Raw genomic sequence first — 25,464 nt, 5'->3', positions numbered from 1 at the left:
TGATGGAAACACTGCTTTAGGATGCCCGGTTTCCATGAAAGAAATTCCACCCCTGCACGGATGCGGGGACTGTACGCCCCCATAGCGGCCCAAGGATCGTGGCTGCCGGGTGAAGAATCATGCTCCCCTGCTACGCTCCGGGTTCCCGCCCTGCACGGATGCGGGGACTGTCCGCTCCATAGCGGCCCACGGGGGTGCGCAAAAGGAGTGCCGCTTCGGGGTCATCCCACGTTGCGCCCCTTTATCCCGTGGGCCGCTATTCCGCTGGGCGGGGGCTCCACAGTCGCTCGCACGGGAGCATGATTCTTCTGCGAGCCTTTGTGCTTCTTCTCGCTGCGGCCACGTTCCCAAAAGTAGACAAAAAAAGGGGCTGTCCAATAAGTCCCCAAAATAAAAAGTTGGGCGGAAAAACGTAATGTTTTCCGTCCAACTTTTTTGTGCGGCTGCTTTTGCAGGAAAGTAGCGAGGCGGATGCCTGCCACTTTCAATAGATTGTGGGCCAATGCCACAATCCCAAACTCGACGTGAACCTTGTCCAGCCCCCGTAAGGAGAACCGTCGGAACGACCGGTTGCCCTTGAGGTGACCGAACACGCTTTCTACCTCCACTTTACGCCGAGCATAGATCGCGGACTTCTCGTCATCCTCAAGGGCTCTTTTGGCCTTTGCCTTTAACTCTTCCCATATCGTGTTCCAGTGTACCTGGCGATTCCCTTTTGCTTTGGTGCACGAGAGCTTGAGCGGGCAATCGCTACAATCCTCACATTCATAGATCTTGAAGCTTTGCTCCAGGCCAGAAGCGTTTTTTTTCGTCTGGTATTTCTTAAAGCGAACGTATCGACCATTCGGGCAAACAAAGCGATCATCCTGCTCTTCATACGTCCAGTTGGAAGCGTGCCGGATGTCCTTCTGGTATCGTCGGGTTTTCTCCTTCAAATAGTTGCCGTAGGGTATGAGAAACTCAAATCGCGGCTGTTTTTCTTCGCCCATCGCATACAAGTAGTTTTCCTCGCTGCCATAGCCAGCGTCGGCAATCACGGTTTTGGGCATCGGCAACGAAGACGCCGCCAATCGCTCCATATGCGGAATAAAGCATCGTGTATCCGTAGGACGCTGATGGATGCTGTAGAACAAAACAAACTGGTTTTCCGTGGCCATTTGCACATTGTAGCCTGGCTTCAGTTGGCCATTTTTCATGTGATCTTCCTTCATGCGCATAAACGTGGCGTCCGGATCGGTTTTCGAGTAGCTGTTGCGATCGCCAAAGCAGGCTTTCTGCTGCTCATACTTGGCGAAGCGAGGAAGGAAATCCTTCCGAATCTGTTTCAGCGGCCTCTTCAAGGCACTGCGCGCTTTGCGCAAGGCTTTCCGCTCTTCGCTGCCGCTGGTCTGCGTGAGCTGTTCGGTTAAGCCTTCGACTCTTTCCTCCAGCACGGCCGCTGCTTCTTCGAGCTTGGCAGGGAGCTCTTCCGGGTCTGCCGCTGCATATTCGCCAGCTTCTTGCTGCGTGAGCGTATGAATATGCGCAAGGGTGGCCTGCACCTTTTCCTTGAGCTTTTCCTCGAAGCGAAGCGTGGATTTTTTCCACACAAAAGAGTACTTGTTCGCATCGGCTTCAATCTTTGTGCCATCCAAAAAGTACTGCTCCATCGAAATGTAGTTGTCCGCGATGAGCTTGCGGATCATCGTTTCAAACAGTTCGTCCATGAACGCTTTCATGCGCACGCCGCGAAAATCGTTCAAGGTACGGAAGTCAGGCTGCTGCATCGCCGCCAGCCACATGGCCGGGAGGTTCTCACGCAACAGCTTTTCAATACCGCGGCAGGAATAAACCTTTTGTGAGTAGCCGTAAAGGATCACCTTAAGCATCATTTTGGGATGGTAGGAACTGCGGCCTCCGCCCGTGTAATGAGCAAACAACTGCTGATCCGGAATGGCTTCGATCATTTCATCAATGACACGAGCCACATGATGGGTGGGAACATACATCTCCAAATCCAGAATCATCTGAGCCTGCTTGTTATCGTACGGTTTGAAGGTAGGGGCAAGATGTCGCGTGGGCATCATTTTTTCTTCCACATCCTGTAGAGGAAGAGCCAGTTGCATGGTATAATCATGATTAGTAGTCGTCCGATTACGCAAGAAAATCGTCCTTTCTTGAATTGGTAGTGTGGTAACTTCCATTTTACAAGAAAAGACGGTTTTTTTGTGCTTATTTTTTACATTCAACAAAAACGGGGCGCCCAGAAGTCAGTTTATGCTGACTTTCTGGACAGCCCCTTTTTTTGCAACCACTATTTCGGGTGCTAGGCATTACAGCAGTTCTTTTCTCAGCTCTTCCGCAGACTTAGGCGACAAGTAGACAGGCGCCACCTCAAAGACCGTTTTCGCTCCCGTCTGCCCCTCCAGGTGCAAGCGATACGCAGCGCGAGCATAGGCGACCAGCACGCTGGCGGTAAATTCGGGATTGCTGTCCAGCTTGAGCGAAAACTCGATCACCTGATGATGCGCCTCCCCCGTCTTGCCGCCGCGGATGACGAAACCGCCGTGGGGCAGTTTGGAATGATTGGCTTTCAGCTCTTCTTCGGTGATGAAGTGGACAACCGTGTCATAGTCTGCGAAATAGTTCGGCATGGTCACGATGTCCTGCTCGATCTTAGAGCGGTCATACCCCTCTTCCGCGACGACATAGCAGATCCGCTGATGCTTTTCCGCTGTGGTCAGCTGGGGATTTTCGCCGCTTCTCACCCGCTTGATGGCTTCTTCCATCGGCACCGTGTACTGGACGCCGCCTTTTACTCCCTTCACCCGGCGCACCGCATCCGAATGCCCCTGGCTCAGTCCTTTCCCCCAAAACGTGTAATTCTCCCCGTTGGGCAGGATCGCTTCGGCCATCAGGCGATTGATCGAGAACAAGCCCGGGTCCCAGCCCACGGAGATGATGCTGGTTTTCCCGCCTTCTTTGGCCGCATTGTCTACCACTTGGAAATATTCAGGAATCTTGGCGTGCGTATCGTAGCTGTCCACCGTGTTGAAAAGACGGGCAAAAGCAGGCCCCTGCTCCGGAAGATCGGTCGCGGAACCGCCGCACAGGATCATGACATCAATCTCCCCGGTATACGCCTCCGCCTCGGAAATATGTAAGACCTTTACGCTCGGATTCTGAACGGCGATGCTCTCCGGCTCCCGGCGGGTAAAAATGGCGACCAGCTCCATGTCCGGACATTGCCCGATCGCCGCAACGGTCCCCTTCCCCAGGTTTCCGTACCCGACAATTCCCACTCTGATTTTTCTGTTCATGGTTTCTCCTCCATTACTGCCATGGTCCCGAGGACGCGCGGTCCTCTTTTTTCGCTTATGTAATAATAGACACTCCATCCTATCATAAACGAGGGAATCGTTTTTTGCATCGTGCTTTTCCTTTTTTGCCACCCTCTCCCAGACTACTGCCTGCTCCGCTGGGCAGGGCTGCGCAAGTCCGGTACGTCAAGAAGAGCACGGACGGCAAGCCCGTGCTTTTCCAAGCTGCAGATGATTCGGGGAGACGGCGCTTGTGCGAAGCGCTCGACTATCGGCCCAGATACGCTTTTTTTACATTGTCCTGCTCGCGCAGATTTTGCGCGGAGTCGTGAAGCCTGATCTCGCCGTGCTCCAGCACGTAGCCGCGGTCGGCGACGGAGAGCGCCTTGTTTGGCTCGGCAAAAGAAGCCTTTACCGGAGCCGCCGATCAGACCGGATTGTTCGAGTACGCCCAGGACGGAACGCTGTTTTTGGACGAGATCAACTCCATGCCCATCTCGCTGCAGTCCAAATTGATCCGCGTCCTCGAAGAGCGCGTGGTCAGACGGCTCGGCTCGACGAGCGCAACGCCTGTCCGCTGCGTGGTCATCAGCGCATCCAATGAGGATCCCCAGATGCTGATCGCCAAAAACAAGTTCCGCCTCGTTCTGGAGGAAGCCGGCTAAAACATTACGCGGGCGGCCAAAAACCTCGGTCTGCCGCGGCAAAGTCTGCGATACCACTCGCTGGGCGGCCGGCATCCCGCCCTTTCGTCTACGTCCCGAAGCGCTGGCGGTAGCCGCATTTGCGGCATAGCTCCTCGACCGCTTCCCGGCGGGAAAAGCCTTCGTAGATGTTGTTGGCCCGCTCCCCTTCGACAATTTCCGAAAAGGAGGTCCGGTGAATATTGCCGAGATTGATGACGCCCTCCCCGTCCAGGCAGCAAGGCACCACCGTCCCATCCACCAGAATCGCGGCCTGGGTGCGCAGCCCGTGGCAAAAGCCTTTTCCGTCGTCCTCCGGCGCGTCCAGGCTGGGCCAGCGAAATTCATGATCCTGGTTCAAGTAGATCCGCTCGGCAATCTTGACCCCGCCCCCGGGAACGACTTTTTCTTCGATCCGGTAGTCGAGGCTGTACGCTTTTTCGAGGAGTTCCAGCGTCTCCCGGTTCCTCCTCTTCTCCCCGCTGCTAAGGTCCTCTTTCTGCAAATTCCACAAGCGGTAGGAGATGATGACGCCCTGCTCCGCCGCCTCCTGTACGAACGACAGGATGTTGCGGAGATAGCCTTCTCTGTCCACCGAACCTTCGTGGCCGTCAAAGCTGTGCAGGGAAAAGTTCATCTGGCGAAGCGCCGGTTTCCCCAGGAGCTTGTGTCTGTTTTTCTGAATCAGCGTGCCATTTGTCGTGATATTGACCTTAAAGCCCTTCTCGTGGGCGATGTCCAGGAGCTCGTCTATCCGGGGATGAAGCAGCGGCTCCCCTTTGACATGCAGGTAGATATACTTCGTATGCGGTTTGATCTGATCGAGCGTGGCCGCAAACACATCGGTTTTGAGGAAATTGGCCTGTCGGCCCGTTTGGGGGCAAAAGCTGCAGGCCAGATTGCACACACTGGTAATCTCGATATAGACTTTCTTAAAGGTTTTCAAGGCTTGCTCTCCATTTCCGGCATACGGGGGGGAACCGGCTTTCTCCGCGGCTCCGTTCACCCGTAATATCATGCACCCACATTATCTATAAGAAAGAAAAAAAACTCAAGCGATTTCCCGCCCGAGTTTTCCGCTCTGTCTGCGCTATTTGAACCATCCCTGTTCTTTGAACCGCATGATCGCTTCGATCCGGTTGCTGACGCCCAGCTTGTCGAGAATCGTGGAGATGTAGTTGCGGACGGTTCCGGTGGTCAGAAAGAGCTGGCTGGCAATTTCTTTGGTGTTTTTTCCGTCGGCGATGAGCAGCAGCACTTCTTTTTCCCGCTCGGTCAGCGGATTTTCCTGCCCGTACGCCTCATCCACCAGTTCTGATGCGTAGATGCGCCGCCCCGCCATGATGCTGCGGATGGAGCTGGCCAGCTCTTCGCTCGGGCTGTCTTTCAAGAGGTAGCCGTGGGCTCCCGCTTTCAGCGCCCGCTCAAAATAGCCGGGACGGGCAAAGGTGGTCAGAATCATCACCTTGCAGCCGCAGCCCCTCAATTCCTCTGCGGCTTCGAGTCCGCTCTTCACCGGCATCTCGATATCCATGATGCAAATATCCGGCTTGTGCAGGTGTACGAGCTTGACGGCATCCTCGCCATTGCTGGCCCGCCCGACGACCTCCATATCTTCTTCCAGGTCGAGCAGGGAAGCAAGTGCGCCCAGCAGCATGCGCTGATCCTCGGCAATCACAATGCGAATCATACCCCCGCCTCCTTTTCCATTTGCTTGAAGACATTTGGCACCCGCAACATCACGGTTGTTCCGCTCTCCGAAGAGAGGATTTCCATGCTTCCATTGACGAATTCCAGCCGCTCTCTCATCCCGCGCAACCCGTTTCCTTTGGCCGACAGCGATTCCCCTCCGATGCCGATCCCGTTGTCCTTGACCTGGACGATCAGATCGGTCCGGCCCGGCTCAATCGCGATGGCGCAACAGGTGGCATTGCTGTGCTTGACGATGTTGGTCACGGCTTCCTTCAGGCACATGCTGAGGACATTCTCCGTCATCAGTGCGGTATTGGTCAGATTGGGGTCGCCTTCGAGCGTGAATTCAATCTCCGCCGCTTTCAAGATCTGCCGGATGCGGTAGATTTCATCCTCCAGCCGCGTCCCCCGCATCTGGGTCACCATCTCCCTGACTTCCTTCAGGGCGATTCGCGCCGTCTGCCGGATCTCGCTGATTTCGATCTGTGCCCGGACCGGGTCTTTGTTCCACAGTTTGTTCGCCAAATCGCTCTTCAGGCCGATCAGGGAAAGCTTCTGTCCGAGCGTATCATGCAAATCGCGCGCGATGCGCTGACGCTCTTCCAGCTTGACCAGCTCCGAGATGCGCTTGTTGGCGTCCTCCAGCTGTCCCTCCAGCTTCTCCCGCTTGTTGCGGTTGTACGTCGTAACGGGCAGCAGGATGACAGCGATCATGCTGACCAGCACAAAAGGCAGCTGGGTAATCATCTCCGAATTTTTGAGAATAAAGCCCAGGTTGACCGTGACGACCGTGCTGATCAGATGGATCGTGTACAAGGTAAAAAAGCCGATCTTGTTCTGGATATTGCCGATAAAAAAGGCTAGAAAAAGTGCGAAGTAGACATAGCCGAACAAGAGGGTCATGAGGATGGAGATCACGATCTGCAAACTGGTCCAAAAGTAGATCATCCTGCCTTTGGACAACAGCGAAAACACGTAGCAGATGAAAAAGCCCAGAATCATGACGATTCCGATCACGACCTCATACATGGAGGAGGACCGGAAGATAAAGTAAAACGGAAGAATATAGAAAACGACCCATACGTACGGACTCAGGCCTGTATTTTTATGAAGGATTTGATACCACTTCTGCATGGACCACCCACCTTTTTTGCCGCTTCTCTCTAGTGTAGCGGAATTGCCGGGCTGATGGCAGGTTTATTTCCTTCCAGATGGCTTTATATGCTTTCAGTCGCGGACTTCGCTTTGCGGTAAAACGCGTTCAGTTCCTTAAAGCTGATGAACCGTTTGCCCTGTTCATCCCAGAGGCGGAACCGGAGCGACTTGAGACTGGTCGCCAGCGTGATCGTCGTGGCCTTCTGCAGAGGCGGAGTGGAGTTATGCGCCTGCTCCAAATAGTAGTTCGGCACTTTGGGACTCAAGTGGTGGACGTGGTGAAAGCCGATATTGCCCGTCACCCACTGCAGCGGCTTCGGCAGCTTGTAGTAGGAGCTGCCTTCCACAGCCGCCTTTACGTAGCTCCACTGGTCTTCATTCTCATAATAGGTATCCTCGAACTGATGCTGCACATAGAACAGCCAAATGCCCAAGAAGCCGGAGATGAAAAAGATCGGACCTTGAATCAAGAGAAACGCCTGCCAGCCGATCGCCCAGATCAGGGCGGCATACAAAAGAACGATCAATACATTCGTCAGGTACGTATTCAGTCGCTCTTTTCTTCTCGCGCCTTTGCGGTTAAAGCGGTACTGAATCAAAAACACAAAGATCGGACCGATCCCGAACATGACGAAAGGATTTCGGTAGACCCGGTACGCGAAGCGTTTCCAAAGAGGGGCCGACAAGTACTCGTCTACGGTCAGGATCCAGATGTCGCCCACTCCCCGCTTGTCGAGGTTGCTGCTGGTCGCGTGGTGGATGGAGTGGCTGAGCTTCCATTGTTCATACGGAACGACGGTCAGCACGCCGGTGATGGTGCCCAGGATGTCATTCGCCAGCCGGCTTTTGAAGAAAGACTGGTGGCAGCAGTCGTGAAAGATGATAAACGTGCGGATGACAAATCCAGCCGCAACAATCAGGAGCGGAAAGGTGAGCCAATACGAGACCGACAGTGTCTGATAGGCCGCATACCAGAGGATAATCAAGGGAACCAGGGTGTTGATCAACTGCCAAATGCTCGACATGGTGTTGGTTTTTTCGAAAGGAGCGATGATCTTTTTCAATTGGGAAATCCGGGTATCATGCATCAATTGTTTCCTCCTCGTGTTGACGCGTGGGGGACGTTCAAGAACGTTAGACCTTCACTGACTCTCTCCATTATAGAAATTGTGGACGGCGAGCTGTAGTCATAAACGTCAAGAAGAGGATATGACAATTGTCATGCTTTGGCGGATATTTTTCCAGATGTGATACTTATTGGCAAGAGAGTGCTCCCTATTTCAGCCGGGTTTGTTCAATGGCAACCGCCTCCGCGCCATGGGCAGCGGCGAATGCCTGCAGCGCTTCATGCACCTTTTTCTTCAGCGTTCTCGTGAATTTCACCTGCCGGTCAATTTGCAGCAGCTGTACCGTCAGATGACGGTTCTTTTTATCGAGGCGCGGGTCCATGCGGCCGATCAGGCGGTCTCCGGCCAATATCGGCATGGCGTAATAACCGTACTGACGTTTGACGGCCGGCGTGTAGATTTCCCAGCGGTACTCGAAGGAAAACAGGTCTTCCAACCGCTTGCGGCTCCACAGCAGATTATCCAGAGGCGGCAGGAACCGAATCGCTCCCTCCCCCTCAACATCGCTCTCCCGCTCTTCGGTCCACGCCAGCACATGGTCGCTCTGCATCTGCAGCCGCTCGCGATCCGCCGCGAGGATGTAATAAGGCTTGGGGAGTCCCTCCACTTCCACCGGCATCACTGCTCCCGAAGCAATGCGCCGCTCCAGAGCCGCCCGCCGCTCGCCCGCGCTCATCCGCTGCCAGCCAAAGCGCGGATCGCTCGGCTCAAACACGCGGTACGCCCGAAGGTACTTGTCCAAGAGCGCGTCCAGCGCCTCTTCCGTCCGAATCTCTTTGCCCCGCTGCAACAAATCTGTCGGCACGACGCGGCTGGTGAGATCGAACAGGCGCTGGTTCCCCTCGCGACCGACGATCGTGATCTCCGCCGCATCCAGGAGCAGATTCAGGGCGTGCGAGGTCGCTTTTGTTTTGGCGCTGACATTGTCCCAGTACCCGTGGACCCTGAGATCCGATTCAAATGCTCTGGACGGCAGCGGCCCTTCCTGACGCAGCTTTTCCAGCACGCTGTCCGCAATTGGACGGAGCTGGTCGAGATGCGGCTGGACCCGCTCGCGCATACGCTGCCGCGTCGGCTCAAAGATCGGGTAGTCCTCGATGGGGATGACGCAGGCGGCATTGGCCAGGTACTCGAAGAAATCCCCTTCGGTAAGCAGCTCGCCCAGCACCTGCGGCTCGTATCCGGGAATCCGCGCCGCCAGCACCAGATGCTGGTTGGGACGGACGGCATTTACCGGATCAATCTGCACGCATTCCAGCTGCCGGATCACGCGCCGTACCTGGTCGCGAAGCTGCGGGGCCGGGTCATCCGGGTGCCCATCCAGCAGCAGTTGGGTCTCCAGCAAAAACCGCCGCAGCGCCCGTTTGGTTGTTTTTAATGTCTTCACTGTTTTCATCACGGCACCTCCGAATAGCTCGCCTCTGATCGGGATGGTTCCTGCCTTCCGCTTGGACGGGGCAAGAGGAACAGTGCAGACAGCAATACCAACAGTCCGCTGAGCCCGCCTGCCGCAACCATCCAGGGCAAAGGCAAGATGGATAAGAAAAAGCCTCCGAGTGCAAACCCAATGGTGTGGCTTACATTCATGATACTGAAACCTTCTGCCTTTCGCTCGTCCGGCATTTCCTTTTCCGCCGCGAGGGAACGGACCGTCATCAGCGGCGCCGTGCATACCCCGATCACGATCATCGAGAGGGCGAGCGTCACCCAATGGGTGGAGAGGGCGAACAGGAAACAGCCCAGTGCGGTACAGAAAAGGAGGAGGCAGGCTTGCAGCTTTTCCGAAAGGCGAATGTGATGGGAAAAGAATGCGTAGGCCAGGCCGCTCGCAGCGCTGCTGACAGCCAGTACGGCAATCAGCGCGGCCGCGGCACCGCTGCTGCCTCCGGATTGCTGCACGATCGGCAGCGCTCCCACTTCGGCCGTGCCCAGCGCGTGGCCAAAAGCGATGCTGAGCAGGATCCAAAAGACAAAACGGCGCTGGAGCCACCAAAACGCTCCGGTAGAGGCGGGCTTCTTTTTGGCATGCGGGCCAGAGCCTTGTTCGTCTGCCTGGTCCCCTGACTGATCGGACCATGGAGACTGCGGCTTCCCATCGGCGGATGACTGCGAATCTAGGCTTCCAGCGGCGGATATCCTGCCCTCCGGCTCCCCCAGAGCGGCCAGCCTCCAGGTCAGGAACGAAGCAATTGCGGCGGCTGCGCTCATCGCGAGTACCGCACCCGGCACCCAAAACATGGCGGCTGCCGCAGCGATCAGCGGCGCACTTACGACCACCAGCTCGATGACAGTCGCGTCGAAAGCGATCGCCGAAGGAAGCAGCTGCGGCGGAACCGTCCTGCTGAGCAGGGAACGCATGCCCCCGGGTATCCCGCCCAGGAGCGCTCCGGTCAACCCGGCAAGGGGGATAAACAGCCCGTGTGCGCCTTCGCCCTCTATCGCAGCGGCAATCGCGATCCCGGACAATACCGCAGCCGCCAGCAGCAAAAAGAGCGGGGCTCCCTTTTTTATCCCCATCCGGTCGATCAGCCGCCCGCCCGGGATGGCGAAAAACGTGGAACAGAGGATGTAAGCGGTAATCATCAATCCGCCGACCTTGTTCCCCCCGACCAGCACGAATGAAAATGAGGTCATAATCGACGGCATCCGCATCAGCTGAACCGCCGCTGACCATTGCAAATACTTTCGGTGCGTGAGCAAAAGGCGCAGGGGCGGCCGCCCCTGTTTTCCACTAGACATATCCATGTACCTCCCGGCTTCCTAGATAGGGCCACAGCATCGTCGATGGTTTCCCCCCGCTTACGCACAGATGGTAGAATGAAAGCAACAGAAGGAAGACCTGTCTGGAAGATATTGTTTGGTAACCATTAAATGAATTATAGTGGTTCCGACTGTTAACAGTCAAGGAGTGTTCGCGTTATGAATCCTTACGATGCTTTGGAAGTCCTGGCTGACTTTTGCAATACCCGCGACCAGCGAATGCGCTATGAAAACGATCCCGGCCTCGATCATCTACTGACGCGGGAACAATTGCAGCAATGGCTGCACCAGCATGAGCTGCTCGCCGAAGCCGCGCAGGTTGGCGACGAGGAGCTGCATCTGGCGCGGGAGCTGCGCAGAGGGCTCCGCATGGCGATCGATCCGCGTGCTGACTGGCAGGCGGAGGCGGCCGCTTCTCTCAATGAGGTGGCCTCCCGCTGCCCGATCGGCATTTATTTTGATCCGGCTGTACAGGGGTCTCTTCATGCTGCCGGGACCGATGCGAGACAAGCCATCGGGAAGCTGCTCCTCCTGGTGCTTCAGGTCCAGCAGGCCGGTTACTGGGACCGCCTGAAAATGTGCGCCGCATCGGACTGCCTCTGGGTCTTTATTGACCGTTCTCGCCCGGGAAGCGGCAAATGGTGCTCGATGCAGGCCTGTGGAAACCGGGCGAAAAAGAGGACGTTTCGGCAGCGGCAGAAGGCGGGGAAAGAAGAAATCCCTGAGTAGAGTAAACTCAGGGACTCAACCTAATTCCTTCAAATTCATTCTGGGCTGTTTCTGCTTTTCAGCTATCTGGTCCAAATACCGGGTATATCATCTCTCATGCCTTCAGCAGATGCAGACAAAAATCCAGGTCTGCCTGCAGATGCTCTTGCATCAGGCGCTCCGCTCTATCCCCGTCATGCGCGCTGATTGCATCGTAAATCTCCTGATGCTCATCGATGAGAAAAGGACGCTTGTGATAGACGACGGTTTTGCGAAACAGGTAGATAATGGACGACATGCGGTCGATAATATCGATCATTTGGGGATTGTTGCTCGATTGCACGATGATGTCGTGGAATTCCTTATTGGCCTTCATCGTCTCCTCGATGGTGCCGCTTCTGGCGATGGTGATGCAGTCGTGGAGCCGTCCCAGGGTCTCTTCACTCATATAGGTCGCCGCACAACGGGCCGAGAAGCCTTCGAGCAGGATGCGCACCTGAAAGATGTTTTGCAGGTCCACGCTCGATGGATTCACGACTCTTTTCTGTTTGATCAGGCCCTCCTGCTCCAGCTTGCGGATCGATTCGCGGACAGGCGTCCGGCTGATTCCGATCTCCTCCGCCAATCTCTCCTCGACCAATTTGGTCCCCCGTGGAAGCTCTCCGCTTAAAATCTTGTCCCGAATATATTCATACGCCGTCAGGTACGCTAATTGAAACGGTTGTTTGTTCATTCGTTACCCTTCCTTTTCCTGCCAGTCATCCTGCAAAATGCGGGGTCCTATCTGAAAGTATACGGTGTACGGACACCCATGGGAAGTTTAAATGATACAAGTTGTTTTGTATACAAAATTGAAATAATGTATACAAAATTTATTTTTGTGTGTACAATTACGGTACAGATTTATACAATCACCACAGACGAGGAGGATATACGATGAAAGTCGGCTTTATCGGACTTGGCATCATGGGCAAGCCGATGGCGAAGAATCTCTTGAAAAAGGGATATGACGTCACGGTCTATGACATCAATGAACAGGCGGTAGAAGAGTTGACCATGGACGGCGCGGTCGGCGCATTTTCTCCCCGTGAAGTCGCGATTGCAAGCGCTCTCATCATCACCATGCTGCCCAATAATGAGATCGTCAAGAATGTCATTCTCGGAGAAAACGGGATCATTCACGGTGCCAAGGCTGGCACGATCGTGGTCGACATGAGCTCGATCTCCCCCGTGGTCAGCAAAGAGCTGGCGCTGGCCCTCAGGGAAAAAGGTGTGGAGATGCTGGACGCCCCCGTCAGCGGCGGCGAGCCAAAAGCGGTCGACGGCACGCTGGCGATCATGGCAGGCGGAGATCCGGAAACATTCAAGCGGGCAGAGCCGGTGCTGGCTTGCATGGGCAAAGAGGTGACCTGGGTAGGCGAGAACGGCTGCGGCACGATGACGAAACTGGCCAATCAGATCATCGTCAATGTGAACATTGCCGCCATGTCGGAGGCGCTCGTCCTGGCCGCCAAAGCCGGAATCGATATCGAGAAAATGTATCAGGCCATCCGCAGCGGCCTCGCCGGAAGTGCGGTTCTCGATGCCAAAGTACCGCTCATCCTGGAGCGCAACTTCCAGGCCGGCGGACGCATTGACATCAATCTGAAGGATTTGACCAACGTCAAAGAAGCGGCAGAAGCCATCGCAGCGCCGATCCCGCTGACGCGCCAGGTGCTGGATATCTTCCACGCGCTGCAAGCCGAAGGCAAACAGGCAGACGACCATGCCGGAATCGTCCAATATTATGAAAAACAAGCTGGCGTGATCGTCGAAAAACGCAAATAGAAACCGCCATTCCGAGAAAAAAAGTTGAGGGGGGTCTCCATGGTTACGGGGACGATGTTAATTGTCATTTTTCTGTTATCGTTGGCTGCTTTGTTTTTCCTTATTCTCAAATTGAAGATGGAGCCGTTTCTCTCGCTCATCGGGGTCGCCTTTGTCACGGCACTCGCCATCGGGATGCCGATCAAGGACGTACCTGGCATCGTCACCGCAGGGTTTGGAAATACCCTGGCCGGTGTCGGGATTCTGATCGGTCTGGGCGTGATTTTCGGGCAGTTCCTCGCCGCGTCCGGCGCAGTTGAGAAGATCGCCGAGTCCATCATGAAGGTATTCGGCATGAAGCGCTCGCCTGCCGGACTGGCCCTGACCGGAACCGCCGTCTCCATTCCCGTTTTCTTCGACGCGGCCTTCGTCATTCTGAGCGGACTGGTCAGAAGCCTGGCGACGCGGACCGGCTTTTCCTTTCTCACGTTTGTAACCGCTCTCAGCATCGGACTGATCGTCTCTCACAATATGATCGCACCGACGCCGGGGCCGCTGGTGGTCGCGGAAAATACCGGCTCCGACCTGGGACTGTTTATTCTCTACGGCATTATCTGTTCGATCCCGGCCACGCTGGTCGGCGGCTATCTCTACGGCTTGTTCGTCGGCAAACGGCTGGACACGAGCGTCCACAGCGACGATCCTACTGCCGCTGACACCCCGGCGCAAGCAGCGCCCCGCAAGCAAATCGGCGCCGGCCTGTCGCTGGCCATGCTGGCTTTGCCGATCGTGCTGATTCTGGCCAATACGGTGTCGAAGCTGTTGTTCCCCGATACCGTGATCTCCACGATGTTCGGCTTTATCGGTGAAAAGAATATCGCCCTCTTGATCAGTACCATTGTCGCTATCGTCGTGCTGTCGCCGTACATTTCGACGCCGAAAGCCGAGCTTTTCAACGAAGCGATCAACTCCGCCGGGATTATCATCCTGGTGACCGGTGCGGGCGGCGCATTCGGTGCGGTGATCAACAAGAGCGGCATCGGCGACTACCTGATCCAGACCATGCAGAGCTGGAGCATCCCGGTCCTCATGCTGGCTTTCATCTTCTCGCAAATCCTGCGGGCCTCTCTCGGCTCCGCTACGGTAGCGCTAGTCACCACCTCTAGCATTCTCGGTCCGCTCGCCGGCGAGCTGGGCGTATCTCCCCTGCTCCTCGGCCTGGCGATCTGCGCAGGCGGCATCGGCTTGTCCCTGCCGAATGACTCCGGTTTCTGGGTCGTCAGCAAATTCGGGAATCTGACCATCCCGCAGACGCTCCGCGTATGGACTGTGGGTGGATTTATCGCCGGTCTGACGGCGCTCGGCATGGTCTATGTACTCAGCATATTTGCAGGGATTTTGCCAGGAATATAAGCAAAAAGGATGATGGTTTACGTGAACACCAAAAAACGAGCAGCCCGCGACGTATTCGACAGCTTGCCTCAGGTAGACCGGAGTGCAGTAGATGACCTGCTCGCGCAAGAACTCCGGCAATTGGGTCGAAAAATCATCGTGCTCGACGATGATCCCACCGGCGTACAAACGGTTCACGGTGTATCGGTCTACACCGACTGGTCCCCGGAGAGCATTGAACAGGGATTCGCTGAGGAACATCCGCTCTTTTTCATCCTGACCAACTCCAGAGGCATGATCGCCAGCGAGACAGAAGCGGTTCACCGCCAGATCGCCCGCCAGATCGCCGAGGTCGCGGATAAGCGCAACCAGCCTTTTATGCTCATCAGTCGCGGAGATTCCACGCTGCGCGGGCATTATCCGCTGGAAACCCAGACGCTGCGCGAGACGATCGAGGCTCAGACAGAGATCGTCTTTGATGGCGAAGTGCTGCTTCCCTTCTTTCAGGAAGGCGGCCGCTACACGGTGGACAACATTCATTACGTGCAGTACGGGACGGAACTGGTCCCTGCCGGCGAGACGGAGTTTGCCCGGGATCGGACGTTTGGCTACCGCAGCTCCCATCTGGGCGAATGGGTCGAGGAAAAGTCGGGCGGCGCCTATACGGCGGCGGATACCACCTACATTACGCTGGAGAGCATCCGGGCGCTGAAAATCGACCTGATCGCGGGCCAGCTCCAGCGCGTGACCGACTTCCGAAAAGTCGTCGTCAACGCTGTCGATTACGTCGACGTCAAAATCTTCGCCATCGCCCTGCTCCGCGCACTAAAGGCCGGGAAACAGTTTCTCTTCCGCACCGCGGCCGCTTTCACCAAAGTCATCGGCGGCATCAGCGACAAGCCCTGCCTCACCCGGGAAGAGCTGATCGCGGAAGAGACCGGCACCGGCGGCCTGATCCTCGTCGGTTCACATGTAAAAAAGACGACGGAGCAGCTCGCAGAATTGCAAAACAATCCGGCGATCCGCTTCATCCAGCTGGACAGCCATCTGGTGCTGGAGCCGGCGCGGTTCCAGGCCGAAGTGGATCGGGTCGTTGCTCGCTGCGAGGAGCTGATCGCATCCGGCGAGACCGTGGCGGTATACACGCGGCGGGAAAGACTGGATCTCGGCCCAGACAAACAAGAGGAGGAGCTGCAGCTCTCCGTCAACATCTCGGATGCCGTCACCAGCATCGTGCAGCGGTTGACGGTGCGCCCCCGCTATATCATCGCCAAAGGCGGAATCACCTCCAGCGATATCGGCACCAAAGGCCTTCGCGTGCGCCGCGCGACGGTGGCCGGGCAGATCAAGCCGGGTGTCCCCGTCTGGAAGACAGGAGCCGAAAGCAAGTTCCCGGGAATCGCCTACGTCATCTTCCCTGGCAATGTGGGGACGACGATGACCTTGCGCGAGACCGTGGAGATTTTGGAAGGATGCGGACAGCGATGATCCTGCATGCAGACCCGTCCAATATCAGGGCACGGAGCCGGAGCGCAACGGCCCAGCAGGCATAAAATGGCAGATAAAGAACAGCAAAAGCGCAGACGAGGAGGAACATCCCTGTCTGCGCTTTTTACTTATTGCTTGGCCAAATTCACCTGCCAGGAGACCCCGTACCGATCTTCCACCCAGCCGAATTTTTCACTGAAGGGCGAAGGTTCGAGCGGCATCAGCATCTTCCCTCCCTGCGACAGCTTATCGAAAACCGTGTCGATTTCCTCCTCGCTGTCGCATTGGACAAAGAGAGACAAGGCGGGTGTATACGCATGAGGATGCCCGGTCAGATTGTCGATGCACATAAACGACTGCCCTTTTAAGGCAAAAGTGGCATGCAGCACGCTCCCATTCTCCTGATAGGTAATCTGCTTGATCTCGGACTGGTCAAAGACCGAGAGATAAAAATTCATCGCCTCTTCTGCCTGGCCTGCGAACATGAGGCTAAATCATTTAGCTTGTATCGGATCTATACATCGACCAACCAAAGAGGTGTAGCCATGTCAGGCCAGGGAAGCATGCCCCCATTCGAAGAGGTATACGTCGAATCTTTATCTGGACGCAAACCAGGGTGAAAAGCCCGGTGCTGCCGCTCGGACTGTTTTCAAACAGCATCTTTACCGTCTCCAACTTGGCCGGCTTTTTCCTCAACGCCGGGATGATGGGCGCGATCATTTACGTTCCTTTCTTCGTCCAGGGGGTCAAGGGCATCTCTCCGACTCTGGCTGGCTATGTCGCCATGCCGATGTCTATCGCGCTGCTGCTTACCTCCGCTATTGCAGGGCAGGTCATGACCAAGACCGGCAAGTACAAAAAGATGGCGATCATGGGGCTGATCGTGATGACGCTGGGCATGTCGCTCATGTACTTCATGGATCCCGCCACTCCCATCTACCAGTTGGTGATCTAGGCCGGCTGATCCGGCCCTGGCCGAAAAGCTGGCACTGTTCCAAAATCCGCAGAATCTGCTGGACCAGCCGAAGATCGAAGCCACGCTGCGGAGCTTGCCGCCGGAATCACAGGCTTTGTTTCTCAAGGTTCTCGATCTGGTCAGGGAAGCGATGAGCTACGCCATCACCACCACCTTCCTGACCGGTGCGATCATCGCCGCCGTCGCTGTGGTGATCACGCTGTTCCTCAAGGAGATCCCGCTCCGCTCCGGCAAAAAACCGGAACGAAAGACGGAAAAAATGGAGCTGCGGCGAAAAGGCGCACCGGAGACCAGCTAACGATCGGATGGCCAATGAGAAGGGCAGGAGCGTGGATGCTCCTGCCCTTTTTGCTTATGCCTCCGCGATGCTCGGGGAAATTTTCCTTGCTTCGATGGGAGATGACATGACGATCAATGTCGTAGAATCCCCATGCACCCCGCTCTCATTGATAAACGACTCCAGCGTCTGCATCGAATCCGTCACGACTTTCAGGAGGTAGTTATACTGTCCGCTGATCCTGTGCAATTCGATCACATCAGGGTATTCCCGGCAAAACTCAATAAACTTTTCACAGCGCTTGGTATGAAACAGCAGATAGGCGCTCACCTGTTTATTTGCCTTTTCCGGGGAAACAACCGCGCGATACTCCCTGATGACACCTCTCTCCTCCAGCCTGCGCACCCTCTCCGTGACGGCCGGCTGAGACAAGCCGACCATTTTTCCCAATTCTGTCATGGAGATGCGGGCCTGCTCCTGTAAAATCAGCAGGATTTCCTTATCGACCGAGTCCACTCTTGCCCCTCCTATTATTTTCAAAGAATTGAAAGGGAAATAACTTTTTTTTCTAACTTAATTCAGCATACCGCCTTTATTCTTGTATGTAAAACTTAACTTCCATCCCTTACCATAGAGATGCATCGAGGCTGGCAGACCAAACAGAGCGAGATAGGAGAGAAAGCGATGAAAACCGTAAAGGAAACCCTTTTGCAACCGATTCAAGTGGGCGCGTGGCATCTGCGAAACCGGATCGTGATGGCTCCGATGACACGCTGCTTTGCCGATGCGCATACAGGAGTGGTCGGTCCCGATGTGGTCGAATACTACCGAAAGCGGGCGGCAGATGGCGTCGGCCTGATCATTTCCGAGGGGATCATCATCGATCCGCGCGGCAACCTGTGTCTTAAAATGATGCCCTTAACTATTGCCACATCTTCGGCTTGACCGCTTTGGACAAATGATTTGTCAATTTTTATGTGGTCAATGGGGAAATGCTTCAAATAGTGCAGGGAAGAATAACCGGTGCCAAAATCATCGATGGAAATTTGGATTCCCATCGCCCTAATCTCCTCCAGGTTTCTCGCAGTTAATTCGATATCCTGAATGACGGCGCTCTCTGTCAGGCCAGAGCAGGTCGGTCAGCGTATGCTTGCTCGCCGTTTTTTCCCGGTGAAACAGGAGATAGGCAAATAGCTCCGCTGCCTTCGAAGTCTTCCACGGAGATGTCTGTGCCCTTCCCTCTTTGTCGATATAATGCAGATTTTGCAAACAGCAAAGCATTTCGCCGGTTGAGTCCAGGCCATTACGAGCTACGGCTGACGGAGCAAGTCGGACTCGTTGCAGGCTTTAGCCAGCGCAAGCCACTCATCATCTACAACGATAGCTTTCAATTTTCTCCACCTCTCCATTCCAGCCGCTTTAGCGGGACGGATCGCTCTTTCCATTCACGCATCGCTTGCAAAGATGCGCACCTCTTACAATTCTACTTTTGCGTTCAAATCTTTTCCATACGATTTTGTTTAAACAAAGAGCGGGTTGGTGAACTGACACCCCCGCTCCGCTTTCTATCCATTCCTATGTGCTTCGCTTATTCGGCTGCTCCGAAGTGGATGCGCGCCTTGGCCGCGATGTCCTCCGGTACTTTATAGGACAGCGGCTCCCGATGCAATGCCTGAAAGAAGTTAATGTCGCTGGTATGCAGCATCCCGAGCGTAAATCGCGGGATCAGGCGGGCATGCACAGGCTGCCTGGCTTCCGGCCGGATCGGTATATTCACCGCCGCGTTAAAGCTGGCAAAGCCCTGTTCCGTCAGGACGGCAAAAATCCGGGTCAAGCCTTCCCCGAAGCTGAGCCAATCCTGCTCCCTCAGCTCTTCGAGGGAATGCGCCCGTGAAAAAATGGCCTGAAAATCATTGTGGCCTTTTGGCGCATAGGCATGCATCCAGCCGACATCACCGCACTCCCCGATCCACCTGTCCCCCAGCTTCTTCTCCGTTTCGTACAGGTCGGTGAAATACTCCGTCCCGTACTGTTGTCGATATGCCGCAGCCTTCTCCTGGATCAGCGCTTGGTCATTTGTCGGCTGTTCCGACACGACGACGTGGATATGCGGATGGAGGATGCTTCCGCCGGAATGGGGCAGGTAGTTCCAGTTGATCGAAGCGTAGCGCGCCTGAGGATCGGCGGCCGCGACGCTCGCGATGTACCGCTGGGCGGCCAAAAAGGCGTCTTTGATCATCGCCGCCGTGAATTCTTCCAGCGTGACGTAGTGCTGCGCGGAAAAAATCGCCACGCCATTATGCTTGCTGTAGGGAAACAAGTTGGGGAAAACGACGGCATCCCCTTGAAAAATCCTGCCCTGTTCGGCAATCTCGCTGGGGAAAACGGGAGTAATCTTCAACAGATTTTCCGGACAAAAGGGGCATTTGGCGCCGCTGGTCATCTCGGCGGCCTCTCGCAGGTCAGGAGGCGCAATGGCCAAACCGGCATCATACACCAGCCGGGATGACTCCCCGGTCAGCGGATCGAAGCGAATCTCTGTTTTTCGCTCGATGGCGTTTCCCTGACTGTCGTGGAACGCAAACCATTCTTCGGTCTTTTGAAAAGCAATGGTCATTTTTCGTCTCCCTTTCTTTTCTTGAATATACCATTTTTCTATCAATTTTTCAGTATATTCGCGAAAAGGACCGGGTCATCTCCACGAGGTCCCCGTCTTTCAGCTCGGACTGTCCCCGAACGACCACTAGCTCCCCGGCTTCAATCCCTTCGCCAATCAAGACAGAAGTCGCACGGCTCTCTCTCGTTTCCACTTCCCGTTTGATCGCCCTGCCTTCAGTCACCACGAAGACGAAGCGGCGTCCGTCCTCCTCCATGACGGACTCGACCGGCAGCACGATTCCTTCCTCTGGGCTCTGCCCTGCCACCGTGACATCGGCCCTCATCCCCGGGCGAATCGCATGATCGGGGTTGGCGAGGCGAATTTCTACCGGATAGAGCTTCGTCTCAGGAGAAGCGGCCAGTCCGGCAAAAGAAATCTGCGCTTCTGTAACCAGTCCCAATGCGGGAATCGACACCTGGACGCTCTTTCCTTTGGATAACGCCGGCAGGTGGTCCTCCCCTGCCTGGATGGTCACCACGACGTGATCCAGGGAAATGATCTCGGCAATCGCGGCCTGCGGAGAAGCCGGATCTCCAACCGCCACCGGGAGATGATTGACGATCCCGTCGAGGGGCGCCTTGATTTTGGTGTCACGAAGCGCTTTTTTTGCTTTCTCCCAGGTGATCGTGGCCCCCTCCAGCTGTGCGGACGAGACCGCAATTGCCGCCTGATCCTTGGCTTCTGACACGGTGGCGGCGCGATAATTGCTCTGTGCCCGTATCCACTCCGCTTCTGCCGCATCCAGCTGGGAAGCCGGGAGAGCGCCTGCCTCCACCAATTTTTTCACGCGCTCATAAGTCTCCCGAGCGTTTTCCAGCGCTTGCCGGCTGAGGGCATCGGGTGCGCGGCTCTCGTCGGCCGTTCGGACTGCCTCTGCCTGGGTCAGCCGGGCCCTCGCCTCGGCCAGCCTCGTCTCCGCCTCTTTTAGCTCCAACAGCTTCTGTGTCGGATCGATCTCTCCGATCACCTGTCCTTTTTTGACGGCGTCCCCCTTTTTCACAAGCAGCGAACTGATCGTCCCCGTCACTTGCGGAACCACGCTGCCCGAAGCCTCCGCTGTGACCGTACCGATAAAGGTCTGCCGGCCGGAAAAGGGCTCCACTTTTGCCTCTTGAACGACGACCGGATGCGCCACCGGAGCCGGCTTTTTCTCTATCGGGGGCTCATCCTGCGCGCTGCATCCGGCAAGTGCGAGGCTCAAGACAAGCCATGCCTGAACACTGCCTGCTAAGATCCGTCTATGCTTCATCACGTATACCTCCTCCGATTGCCTCATGAACCGTTTTGCCAGCCTTTCGGCAACGATCGCGGCTTGCCAAGCGGTGCAGGCTTTCATAGCCGACGGGGACGATGACGAGCGTCAGCAGCGTAGACGAGAGAAGTCCGCCAATCACTACGGTGGACAGCCCTTTGGAGAGCAGGCTCCCCTCGGAGAACCCTAACGCCAGCGGAAGCATCGCGGCTATCGTCGCGACGGCTGTCATCATGATCGGACGCAGGCGCACTCTCCCCGCTTCGATCAGGGCTTCACGCACACGCATGCCTGCCTTCATCAGCTGCTGGACCCGATCCATCAGCACGATGGCATTGGTCACGACGATGCCGATCAGCATTAGAAATCCAATCAGCACAGTCATATCCAGCACACCCCCGATCAGCCACAGGCCCAGCATTCCGCCGATCGACGCCAGCGGCAAAGAGAGCAGGACAGCCAGCGGCGACCAGATGTTTCCAAAACTGGCTACCATCACGAGGAGAACCAGCAAGACGGCCGCACCCATCGCGGCAAACATTTCGATGAAGCCCTTTTGCATATCTTGCTGGATACCCTCCGAGCTGATGTTCACGCCTGCGGGAAGCTCCATTTGCTGCAGTGCCTCCGTTTGCTTTTTCGAGATTCCGCCTTTATCCGCTCCGAGAATATCTGCCGTGATCTGGACGTACGGTTCGCCGTCTTTGCGGAGCAGGGCGCTTTGCACCTCTTCCATTTTCAGCGCGGCCAGCTCGGTGAGCGGCACCTGATGGCCCTGCGGGGATTTGATCCAGAGCTCTGCCAACTGCTGCAGGTCCGCCGCATGATCGGTGCCAAAGAGAAGGTCGTACTCCTCGCCGTCCAGATACATGCTCTTCAAGCGGGAAGTGCCCATGGCGACAGCCACTTGCTTCGACACCTGATCCGGCGTCAATCCCCACTGCAAGGCCCGCTCCCGATCCACCTGGATGGTGAGTTGTTCCCGCCTGTCGGAGACATTGTCTTTCACATTGGCGAGCAGCGGGTTTTCCTTCAGCTTTTGCTTGACCGAGATCGCTGCCTCTTTCAAAGTGGCAAAATCGGTACCGTACAGCACCGCCTGGTAGCCTCCCTGTCCTCCGGCGGCGGGCTTGCTGTAGGCAATTTGGGCATCCGCCGGTGCCAGCGGCTCGATGCTTTGACGCAGCCGCTCCAGGACGGCGTCCTCGTCTGTGCCTGCGGTCAGCTTGACGGTTATTTCTGTCGTATGGGTCGCTTTGGCCGCGTCATCGGCTGAGCCTATTTTGCTCTGGACGTACAAGACCTCCGGCTCCCGCAAAATCGCCTCTTCCAGGAGCCTTGCGTATTCGCTGGTACGATCCAGCGCCGTTCCCGCCGGCAGATTCAGCTTGATAAAGAGGAGGTTGGTATTCAGCTCCGGGAGAAAGCCTGACGGCAGCTGAAAAGCAAGGCCCAGGCTTCCCGCAAAGAGCATCAAGGCGATCGCCATCGTCTTGCCTTTGTGCACCAGCGCCCAGCCCAGCAGCTTCGGATACAGCAGGCCCAAACGGCTTTCGCGGTGTCTTTGATCCGTGTCCCGGCCCATGGTGAGACCTGCGAGCAGCGGCACCACGGTTACGGCCACCAGCAGCGACGCCAGGAGAGCCCAGGCGACAGCAGCCGCGAACGGCTTGAAGAAATCGCCCAGGATGCCGCTGACAAACGCAATCGGCAAAAATACCGCCACGGTCGCAAGGGTAGAGGAGGTAATCGCCCCCGCCACCTCCGAAACCGCCTGGATGATTGTCCTGTTGCTGCGGGGCTCGGTCTGAAATCGCCGGTAGATATTTTCGACGACGACGATGCTGTCATCCACGACGCGGCCGATGGCCACAGTCATCCCGAACAGGCTCATCAAATTGATGCTGATCCCGTTCCATTGCAGAAACATCACGCTCACGAGGATGCAGAGCGGAATGGACACCAGCACGATCAGCGTCGATTTCACATGGCGGAGGAAGAGAAAGATGACGGCCGCTGCCATGAGGATGCCCATGGCACCCTCTTTGGCCATCCCTCCGATGGACGTTTTCACGAAGTCAGACCGGTCGGAGACGATTTCAAATGTCAGGTCGGGGTATTCTTTTCGATAATGCTCCAGCTTTTCTCGTATCTGGTTGCTGACCTCCACGATATTGCCGTCCGCAGTCTTGGTGATGTGGACGGCTACGGCTGGCTTCCCATTCAATCGGCTGACAGAAGTGCGCTCCCCTTCCCGCTTGATCTCGGCCACATCGTCCAGCCGCAGAGATGCCCCCAAGCCCTCTCCTCCTGCGGGCAAAAGCAGCCGGGTCTGTCTCAACTGCTCGAAATCAGAGTAGGCGTTGTTGACGCGCGCGATCGCTTCCTTTCCCTCCGATGTGACGCTTCCCACCGAGGCCGACACATGCTGCGCCTCGATTGCCTGCTTCAGATCTGCAGGAGAGAGTCCGTAGTATTGCAGGGTTTGCCGATCCGGCCTGATCCGGATCACTTGCTTCTCCGCCCCGATCATCTCTACAGCATCGACGCCTTCGATCATCTCCAGATCGCGGATCAGCTTGTCTTTGACCAAACGGTAGAAGGCTTCAGAGGACCGGACCTGCTTTTCGTTGCTGATCGCGAGGAAGTACATCGGCTCCGTACCGATTTGGCGGAGCGTTACCTCGGGACGACCTGCCGAAGCGGGCAGCCTGGCGGCGGCGACGCTTTTCTCCACCTCATCCCGCACCCGATCCGGATTCGCCTCCGCCTCGATCGAGACGGTCAAGAGAGAATGATTCTCCTGGGAGCGGGAGATGTATGATTTCACTCCGCTTACCCTGTCCACGGCTTTTTCCAATGGCTTGGTTACATCCTCCAGCACATCTTGGGAAGACGCAGTGGGGTATGTCGTCGAGATGGTCAGCATGCCCAGCTTCGCCTGGGGCTCGCTTTCGATGTTGATTTGCGAAAAGGAAAACATACCGCCCAAGGCGACCAGCAGGGAGATGATGACGACCATCGCCGGGTTTTGCAAGGACTGTTTTGTCAACCACTTCACCAGAACAATGCCTCCTTTGGTTCCTTACGTACCGGATTTACGCGCCTTGCCTTGCCTGCAGGAACCACTATAGAGGATCAATGTGAACGGATGGTTAACAAAGAATGACAATCACAAAGAGAAGTGCTGACAAGTGCACGCCTCCATTCTCAAACGTAATTAACTATCAATGGGGCCTGCCTGATAACACGGATAAAGTGGCCCCGAAAATATCCTACACGGAAGTAAATCCTCATTGGGGCTGGTATATTTCAGCCGGCTCCTACATGGAGGACTACAATAACGGTGCGAATCGGGTGCTCGATATTCTCCTCGTCACCCTTGGTGCTTCCTTGCTCGTCGGCATGGTCATCATTTTGCTCTTTTCCCCATCATCTGGCGAAACCCCTGCAGCTCTTGACCAAGCAGGTGCAACTCGTGTCATCCGGTCATCTGGATGTAAACGAGCTCCGGATTTCCAACAGAGATGAGATCGGCACTCTGGCTTCGAGCGTGAATCAAATCAATGTTTCCCGTTTGGAAATGGAGAAGGTCATTCAGGTTCTGGGACAAAAATCTGAGCAAATCGGGAATGTCATCTCCCTGATCACCAACATCGCCGCACAAACCAATCTTTTGGCGTTAAATGCGGCCATCGAGGCGGCGCGGGCTGGCGAACATGGAAGAGGCTTTGCCGTCGTGGCCGATGAGGTTCGCAAGCTGGCCGAAGAGTCCAGCCGAGCAGGCGGACAGGTACATGACCTGATTTTGGACATTCAACTGGAGGTTGGCAAAACAGTTGAGGCGATGGAGAGAAACGGTCACGCGATAGGACAGGGCCTCAACTTGGTCAATCAGGCAGGAAAAGCATTCGAAGAAATTACAAGCGGAGTGGATCAAGTAAGCGAGCAGATCCAAACCATTTCCGCCGCCATCCAAGAGATGAACGCGAGTACGGATACATTGCTGCACACCGCCTATCACGCCGAACAGGCGACACGGGAATCTGAAGCCCATGCGCAAAATGTAGCAGCATCGGCCGAGGAGCAGCACGCATCCATGGAGGAGATCTCATCGGCAGCCGAGACGTTGGCCAAAATGGCTGAAAATCTCCAGAGCGTCGTGAATCGATTCAAATTGTAAATGAGTA

Annotated in this window: 22 protein-coding genes and 2 pseudogenes; 9 read left to right on the top strand and 15 right to left on the bottom strand. The window is 55.9% G+C overall.

Annotated elements, in window-relative coordinates; translation table 11 throughout:
- Positions 1 to 221 precede the first annotated feature (221 nt).
- On the bottom strand, positions 222 to 2,066 hold the full coding sequence (locus tag JD108_RS03835) for an IS1182 family transposase (RefSeq protein WP_228728296.1): 1,845 nt from the start codon (positions 2,064 to 2,066) through the stop codon (positions 222 to 224).
- A 246-nt stretch (positions 2,067 to 2,312) separates the two neighbouring features.
- Positions 2,313 to 3,299 carry a diaminopimelate dehydrogenase gene (locus tag JD108_RS03830; RefSeq protein WP_198828615.1) on the bottom strand — a complete coding sequence of 329 codons (987 nt, stop codon included), beginning with the start codon at positions 3,297 to 3,299 and terminating at the stop codon, positions 2,313 to 2,315.
- A 386-nt stretch (positions 3,300 to 3,685) separates the two neighbouring features.
- On the opposite strand from JD108_RS03830, the gene JD108_RS03825 reads away from it, so the two are divergent.
- Positions 3,686 to 3,964 (top strand): sigma 54-interacting transcriptional regulator, encoded by a 279-nt coding sequence (locus JD108_RS03825; protein WP_198828614.1) that lies wholly within the window; start codon positions 3,686 to 3,688, stop codon positions 3,962 to 3,964.
- An 88-nt stretch (positions 3,965 to 4,052) separates the two neighbouring features.
- Here the strand turns inward: JD108_RS03825 and JD108_RS03820 are convergent, their stop codons facing one another.
- The 6 genes from JD108_RS03820 to JD108_RS03795 all read right to left on the bottom strand — a co-directional run bounded on the left by JD108_RS03820 (position 4,053) and on the right by JD108_RS03795 (position 10,695).
- On the bottom strand, positions 4,053 to 4,928 hold the full coding sequence (locus JD108_RS03820) for a radical SAM/SPASM domain-containing protein (RefSeq protein WP_198828613.1): 876 nt from the start codon (positions 4,926 to 4,928) through the stop codon (positions 4,053 to 4,055).
- Between the two features lie 144 nt (positions 4,929 to 5,072).
- Positions 5,073 to 5,672 (bottom strand): response regulator transcription factor, encoded by a 600-nt coding sequence (locus tag JD108_RS03815; RefSeq protein WP_198828612.1) that lies wholly within the window; start codon positions 5,670 to 5,672, stop codon positions 5,073 to 5,075.
- Positions 5,669 to 6,808 carry a sensor histidine kinase gene (locus JD108_RS03810; RefSeq protein ID WP_198828611.1) on the bottom strand — a complete coding sequence of 380 codons (1,140 nt, stop codon included), beginning with the start codon at positions 6,806 to 6,808 and terminating at the stop codon, positions 5,669 to 5,671. The genes JD108_RS03815 and JD108_RS03810 overlap by 4 nt, the downstream gene beginning before the upstream one ends.
- Before the next feature lie 83 nt (positions 6,809 to 6,891).
- Positions 6,892 to 7,917, bottom strand: a complete 1,026-nt coding sequence (locus tag JD108_RS03805; RefSeq protein ID WP_198828610.1) for a Delta(5) desaturase DesA — start codon at positions 7,915 to 7,917, stop codon at positions 6,892 to 6,894.
- Between the two features lie 187 nt (positions 7,918 to 8,104).
- Positions 8,105 to 9,352: a winged helix-turn-helix domain-containing protein gene (locus tag JD108_RS03800; RefSeq protein WP_228728295.1), complete on the bottom strand. Its 1,248-nt coding sequence runs from the start codon at positions 9,350 to 9,352 to the stop codon at positions 8,105 to 8,107.
- Complete coding sequence (locus JD108_RS03795) at positions 9,352 to 10,695, bottom strand: MFS transporter (protein ID WP_198828609.1); 1,344 nt, start codon at positions 10,693 to 10,695, stop codon at positions 9,352 to 9,354. Before JD108_RS03795 ends, JD108_RS03800 begins: the two co-directional genes overlap by 1 nt.
- A gap of 180 nt (positions 10,696 to 10,875) precedes the next feature.
- On the opposite strand from JD108_RS03795, the gene JD108_RS03790 reads away from it, so the two are divergent.
- On the top strand, positions 10,876 to 11,445 hold the full coding sequence (locus JD108_RS03790) for a CGNR zinc finger domain-containing protein (RefSeq protein ID WP_198828608.1): 570 nt from the start codon (positions 10,876 to 10,878) through the stop codon (positions 11,443 to 11,445).
- A gap of 94 nt (positions 11,446 to 11,539) precedes the next feature.
- Here the strand turns inward: JD108_RS03790 and JD108_RS03785 are convergent, their stop codons facing one another.
- Positions 11,540 to 12,157 (bottom strand): GntR family transcriptional regulator, encoded by a 618-nt coding sequence (locus JD108_RS03785; RefSeq protein ID WP_198828607.1) that lies wholly within the window; start codon positions 12,155 to 12,157, stop codon positions 11,540 to 11,542.
- 203 nt (positions 12,158 to 12,360) lie between these two features.
- On the opposite strand from JD108_RS03785, the gene garR reads away from it, so the two are divergent.
- From garR to JD108_RS03770, 3 genes are read left to right on the top strand one after another with little or no spacing between them, the layout of a single operon-like run.
- Positions 12,361 to 13,251: a 2-hydroxy-3-oxopropionate reductase gene (gene garR / locus JD108_RS03780; protein ID WP_198828606.1), complete on the top strand. Its 891-nt coding sequence runs from the start codon at positions 12,361 to 12,363 to the stop codon at positions 13,249 to 13,251.
- Positions 13,252 to 13,290: 39 nt separating this feature from the next.
- Positions 13,291 to 14,643: a GntP family permease gene (locus JD108_RS03775; protein ID WP_198828605.1), complete on the top strand. Its 1,353-nt coding sequence runs from the start codon at positions 13,291 to 13,293 to the stop codon at positions 14,641 to 14,643.
- A gap of 21 nt (positions 14,644 to 14,664) precedes the next feature.
- On the top strand, positions 14,665 to 16,110 hold the full coding sequence (locus tag JD108_RS03770; RefSeq protein WP_228728294.1) for a four-carbon acid sugar kinase family protein: 1,446 nt from the start codon (positions 14,665 to 14,667) through the stop codon (positions 16,108 to 16,110).
- Between the two features lie 128 nt (positions 16,111 to 16,238).
- Here the strand turns inward: JD108_RS03770 and JD108_RS03765 are convergent, their stop codons facing one another.
- Positions 16,239 to 16,595, bottom strand: a complete 357-nt coding sequence (locus JD108_RS03765) for a VOC family protein (protein ID WP_198828604.1) — start codon at positions 16,593 to 16,595, stop codon at positions 16,239 to 16,241.
- A 107-nt stretch (positions 16,596 to 16,702) separates the two neighbouring features.
- Here JD108_RS03765 and JD108_RS22915 point away from each other — a divergent pair.
- A pseudogene (locus JD108_RS22915) lies at positions 16,703 to 17,384 on the top strand (hypothetical protein); the annotation flags it as partial.
- A gap of 54 nt (positions 17,385 to 17,438) precedes the next feature.
- Here JD108_RS22915 and JD108_RS03755 read toward each other — a convergent pair.
- Positions 17,439 to 17,879, bottom strand: coding sequence for an Lrp/AsnC family transcriptional regulator (locus JD108_RS03755; RefSeq protein WP_198828603.1), 441 nt, complete (start codon positions 17,877 to 17,879; stop codon positions 17,439 to 17,441).
- 171 nt (positions 17,880 to 18,050) lie between these two features.
- Here JD108_RS03755 and JD108_RS03750 point away from each other — a divergent pair.
- Positions 18,051 to 18,254: pseudogene (locus tag JD108_RS03750) on the top strand (oxidoreductase); the annotation flags it as partial.
- On the opposite strand, the gene JD108_RS03745 reads toward JD108_RS03750, so the two are convergent.
- The 4 genes from JD108_RS03745 to JD108_RS03730 form a co-directional block, all read right to left on the bottom strand.
- Entirely contained in the window at positions 18,188 to 18,430 is a 243-nt protein-coding gene (locus JD108_RS03745; protein ID WP_267459344.1) for an EAL domain-containing protein, read from the bottom strand. The pseudogene JD108_RS03750 and the gene JD108_RS03745 overlap by 67 nt on opposite strands.
- Before the next feature lie 521 nt (positions 18,431 to 18,951).
- Positions 18,952 to 19,980 (bottom strand): hypothetical protein, encoded by a 1,029-nt coding sequence (locus tag JD108_RS03740; RefSeq protein WP_198828602.1) that lies wholly within the window; start codon positions 19,978 to 19,980, stop codon positions 18,952 to 18,954.
- Positions 19,981 to 20,029: 49 nt separating this feature from the next.
- Positions 20,030 to 21,271, bottom strand: coding sequence for an efflux RND transporter periplasmic adaptor subunit (locus tag JD108_RS03735; protein ID WP_198828601.1), 1,242 nt, complete (start codon positions 21,269 to 21,271; stop codon positions 20,030 to 20,032).
- Entirely contained in the window at positions 21,261 to 24,335 is a 3,075-nt protein-coding gene (locus JD108_RS03730) for an efflux RND transporter permease subunit (protein WP_198828600.1), read from the bottom strand. The genes JD108_RS03735 and JD108_RS03730 overlap by 11 nt, the downstream gene beginning before the upstream one ends.
- Before the next feature lie 104 nt (positions 24,336 to 24,439).
- Here JD108_RS03730 and JD108_RS22760 point away from each other — a divergent pair, with 104 nt between their 5' ends.
- The gene (locus tag JD108_RS22760; protein WP_198828599.1) at positions 24,440 to 24,805 is read left to right on the top strand and encodes a cache domain-containing protein; all 366 of its coding nucleotides are present in this window, start codon (positions 24,440 to 24,442) and stop codon (positions 24,803 to 24,805) included.
- Positions 24,711 to 25,457, top strand: coding sequence for a methyl-accepting chemotaxis protein (locus JD108_RS03720; RefSeq protein ID WP_407649417.1), 747 nt, complete (start codon positions 24,711 to 24,713; stop codon positions 25,455 to 25,457). Before JD108_RS22760 ends, JD108_RS03720 begins: the two co-directional genes overlap by 95 nt.
- The last annotated feature ends 7 nt before the right edge of the window (positions 25,458 to 25,464 follow it).

Source organism: Brevibacillus composti, from assembly GCF_016406105.1.
Classification (GTDB): Bacteria; Bacillota; Bacilli; order Brevibacillales; family Brevibacillaceae; genus Brevibacillus; species Brevibacillus composti.
Note: the sequence above shows the minus strand (reverse complement) of the source record. Positions and strands in the feature narration are given on the sequence as shown.

Excerpts from the sequence above, each read along its gene's own strand:
- JD108_RS03835 (WP_228728296.1), bottom strand. The coding sequence starts at position 2,066 with ATGATGCCCACGCGACATCTTGCCCCTACCTTCAAACCGTACGATAAC.
- JD108_RS03830 (WP_198828615.1), bottom strand. The coding sequence starts at position 3,299 with ATGAACAGAAAAATCAGAGTGGGAATTGTCGGGTACGGAAACCTGGGG.
- JD108_RS03815 (WP_198828612.1), bottom strand. The coding sequence starts at position 5,672 with ATGATTCGCATTGTGATTGCCGAGGATCAGCGCATGCTGCTGGGCGCA.
- JD108_RS03810 (WP_198828611.1), bottom strand. The coding sequence starts at position 6,808 with ATGCAGAAGTGGTATCAAATCCTTCATAAAAATACAGGCCTGAGTCCG.
- JD108_RS03805 (WP_198828610.1), bottom strand. The coding sequence starts at position 7,917 with ATGCATGATACCCGGATTTCCCAATTGAAAAAGATCATCGCTCCTTTC.
- JD108_RS03800 (WP_228728295.1), bottom strand. The coding sequence starts at position 9,352 with ATGAAAACAGTGAAGACATTAAAAACAACCAAACGGGCGCTGCGGCGG.
- JD108_RS03795 (WP_198828609.1), bottom strand. The coding sequence starts at position 10,695 with ATGTCTAGTGGAAAACAGGGGCGGCCGCCCCTGCGCCTTTTGCTCACG.
- JD108_RS03790 (WP_198828608.1), top strand. The coding sequence starts at position 10,876 with ATGAATCCTTACGATGCTTTGGAAGTCCTGGCTGACTTTTGCAATACC.
- JD108_RS03785 (WP_198828607.1), bottom strand. The coding sequence starts at position 12,157 with ATGAACAAACAACCGTTTCAATTAGCGTACCTGACGGCGTATGAATAT.
- garR (WP_198828606.1), top strand. The coding sequence starts at position 12,361 with ATGAAAGTCGGCTTTATCGGACTTGGCATCATGGGCAAGCCGATGGCG.
- JD108_RS03775 (WP_198828605.1), top strand. The coding sequence starts at position 13,291 with ATGGTTACGGGGACGATGTTAATTGTCATTTTTCTGTTATCGTTGGCT.
- JD108_RS03765 (WP_198828604.1), bottom strand. The coding sequence starts at position 16,595 with ATGTTCGCAGGCCAGGCAGAAGAGGCGATGAATTTTTATCTCTCGGTC.
- JD108_RS03740 (WP_198828602.1), bottom strand. The coding sequence starts at position 19,980 with ATGACCATTGCTTTTCAAAAGACCGAAGAATGGTTTGCGTTCCACGAC.
- JD108_RS03735 (WP_198828601.1), bottom strand. The coding sequence starts at position 21,271 with ATGAAGCATAGACGGATCTTAGCAGGCAGTGTTCAGGCATGGCTTGTC.
- JD108_RS22760 (WP_198828599.1), top strand. The coding sequence starts at position 24,440 with ATGACAATCACAAAGAGAAGTGCTGACAAGTGCACGCCTCCATTCTCA.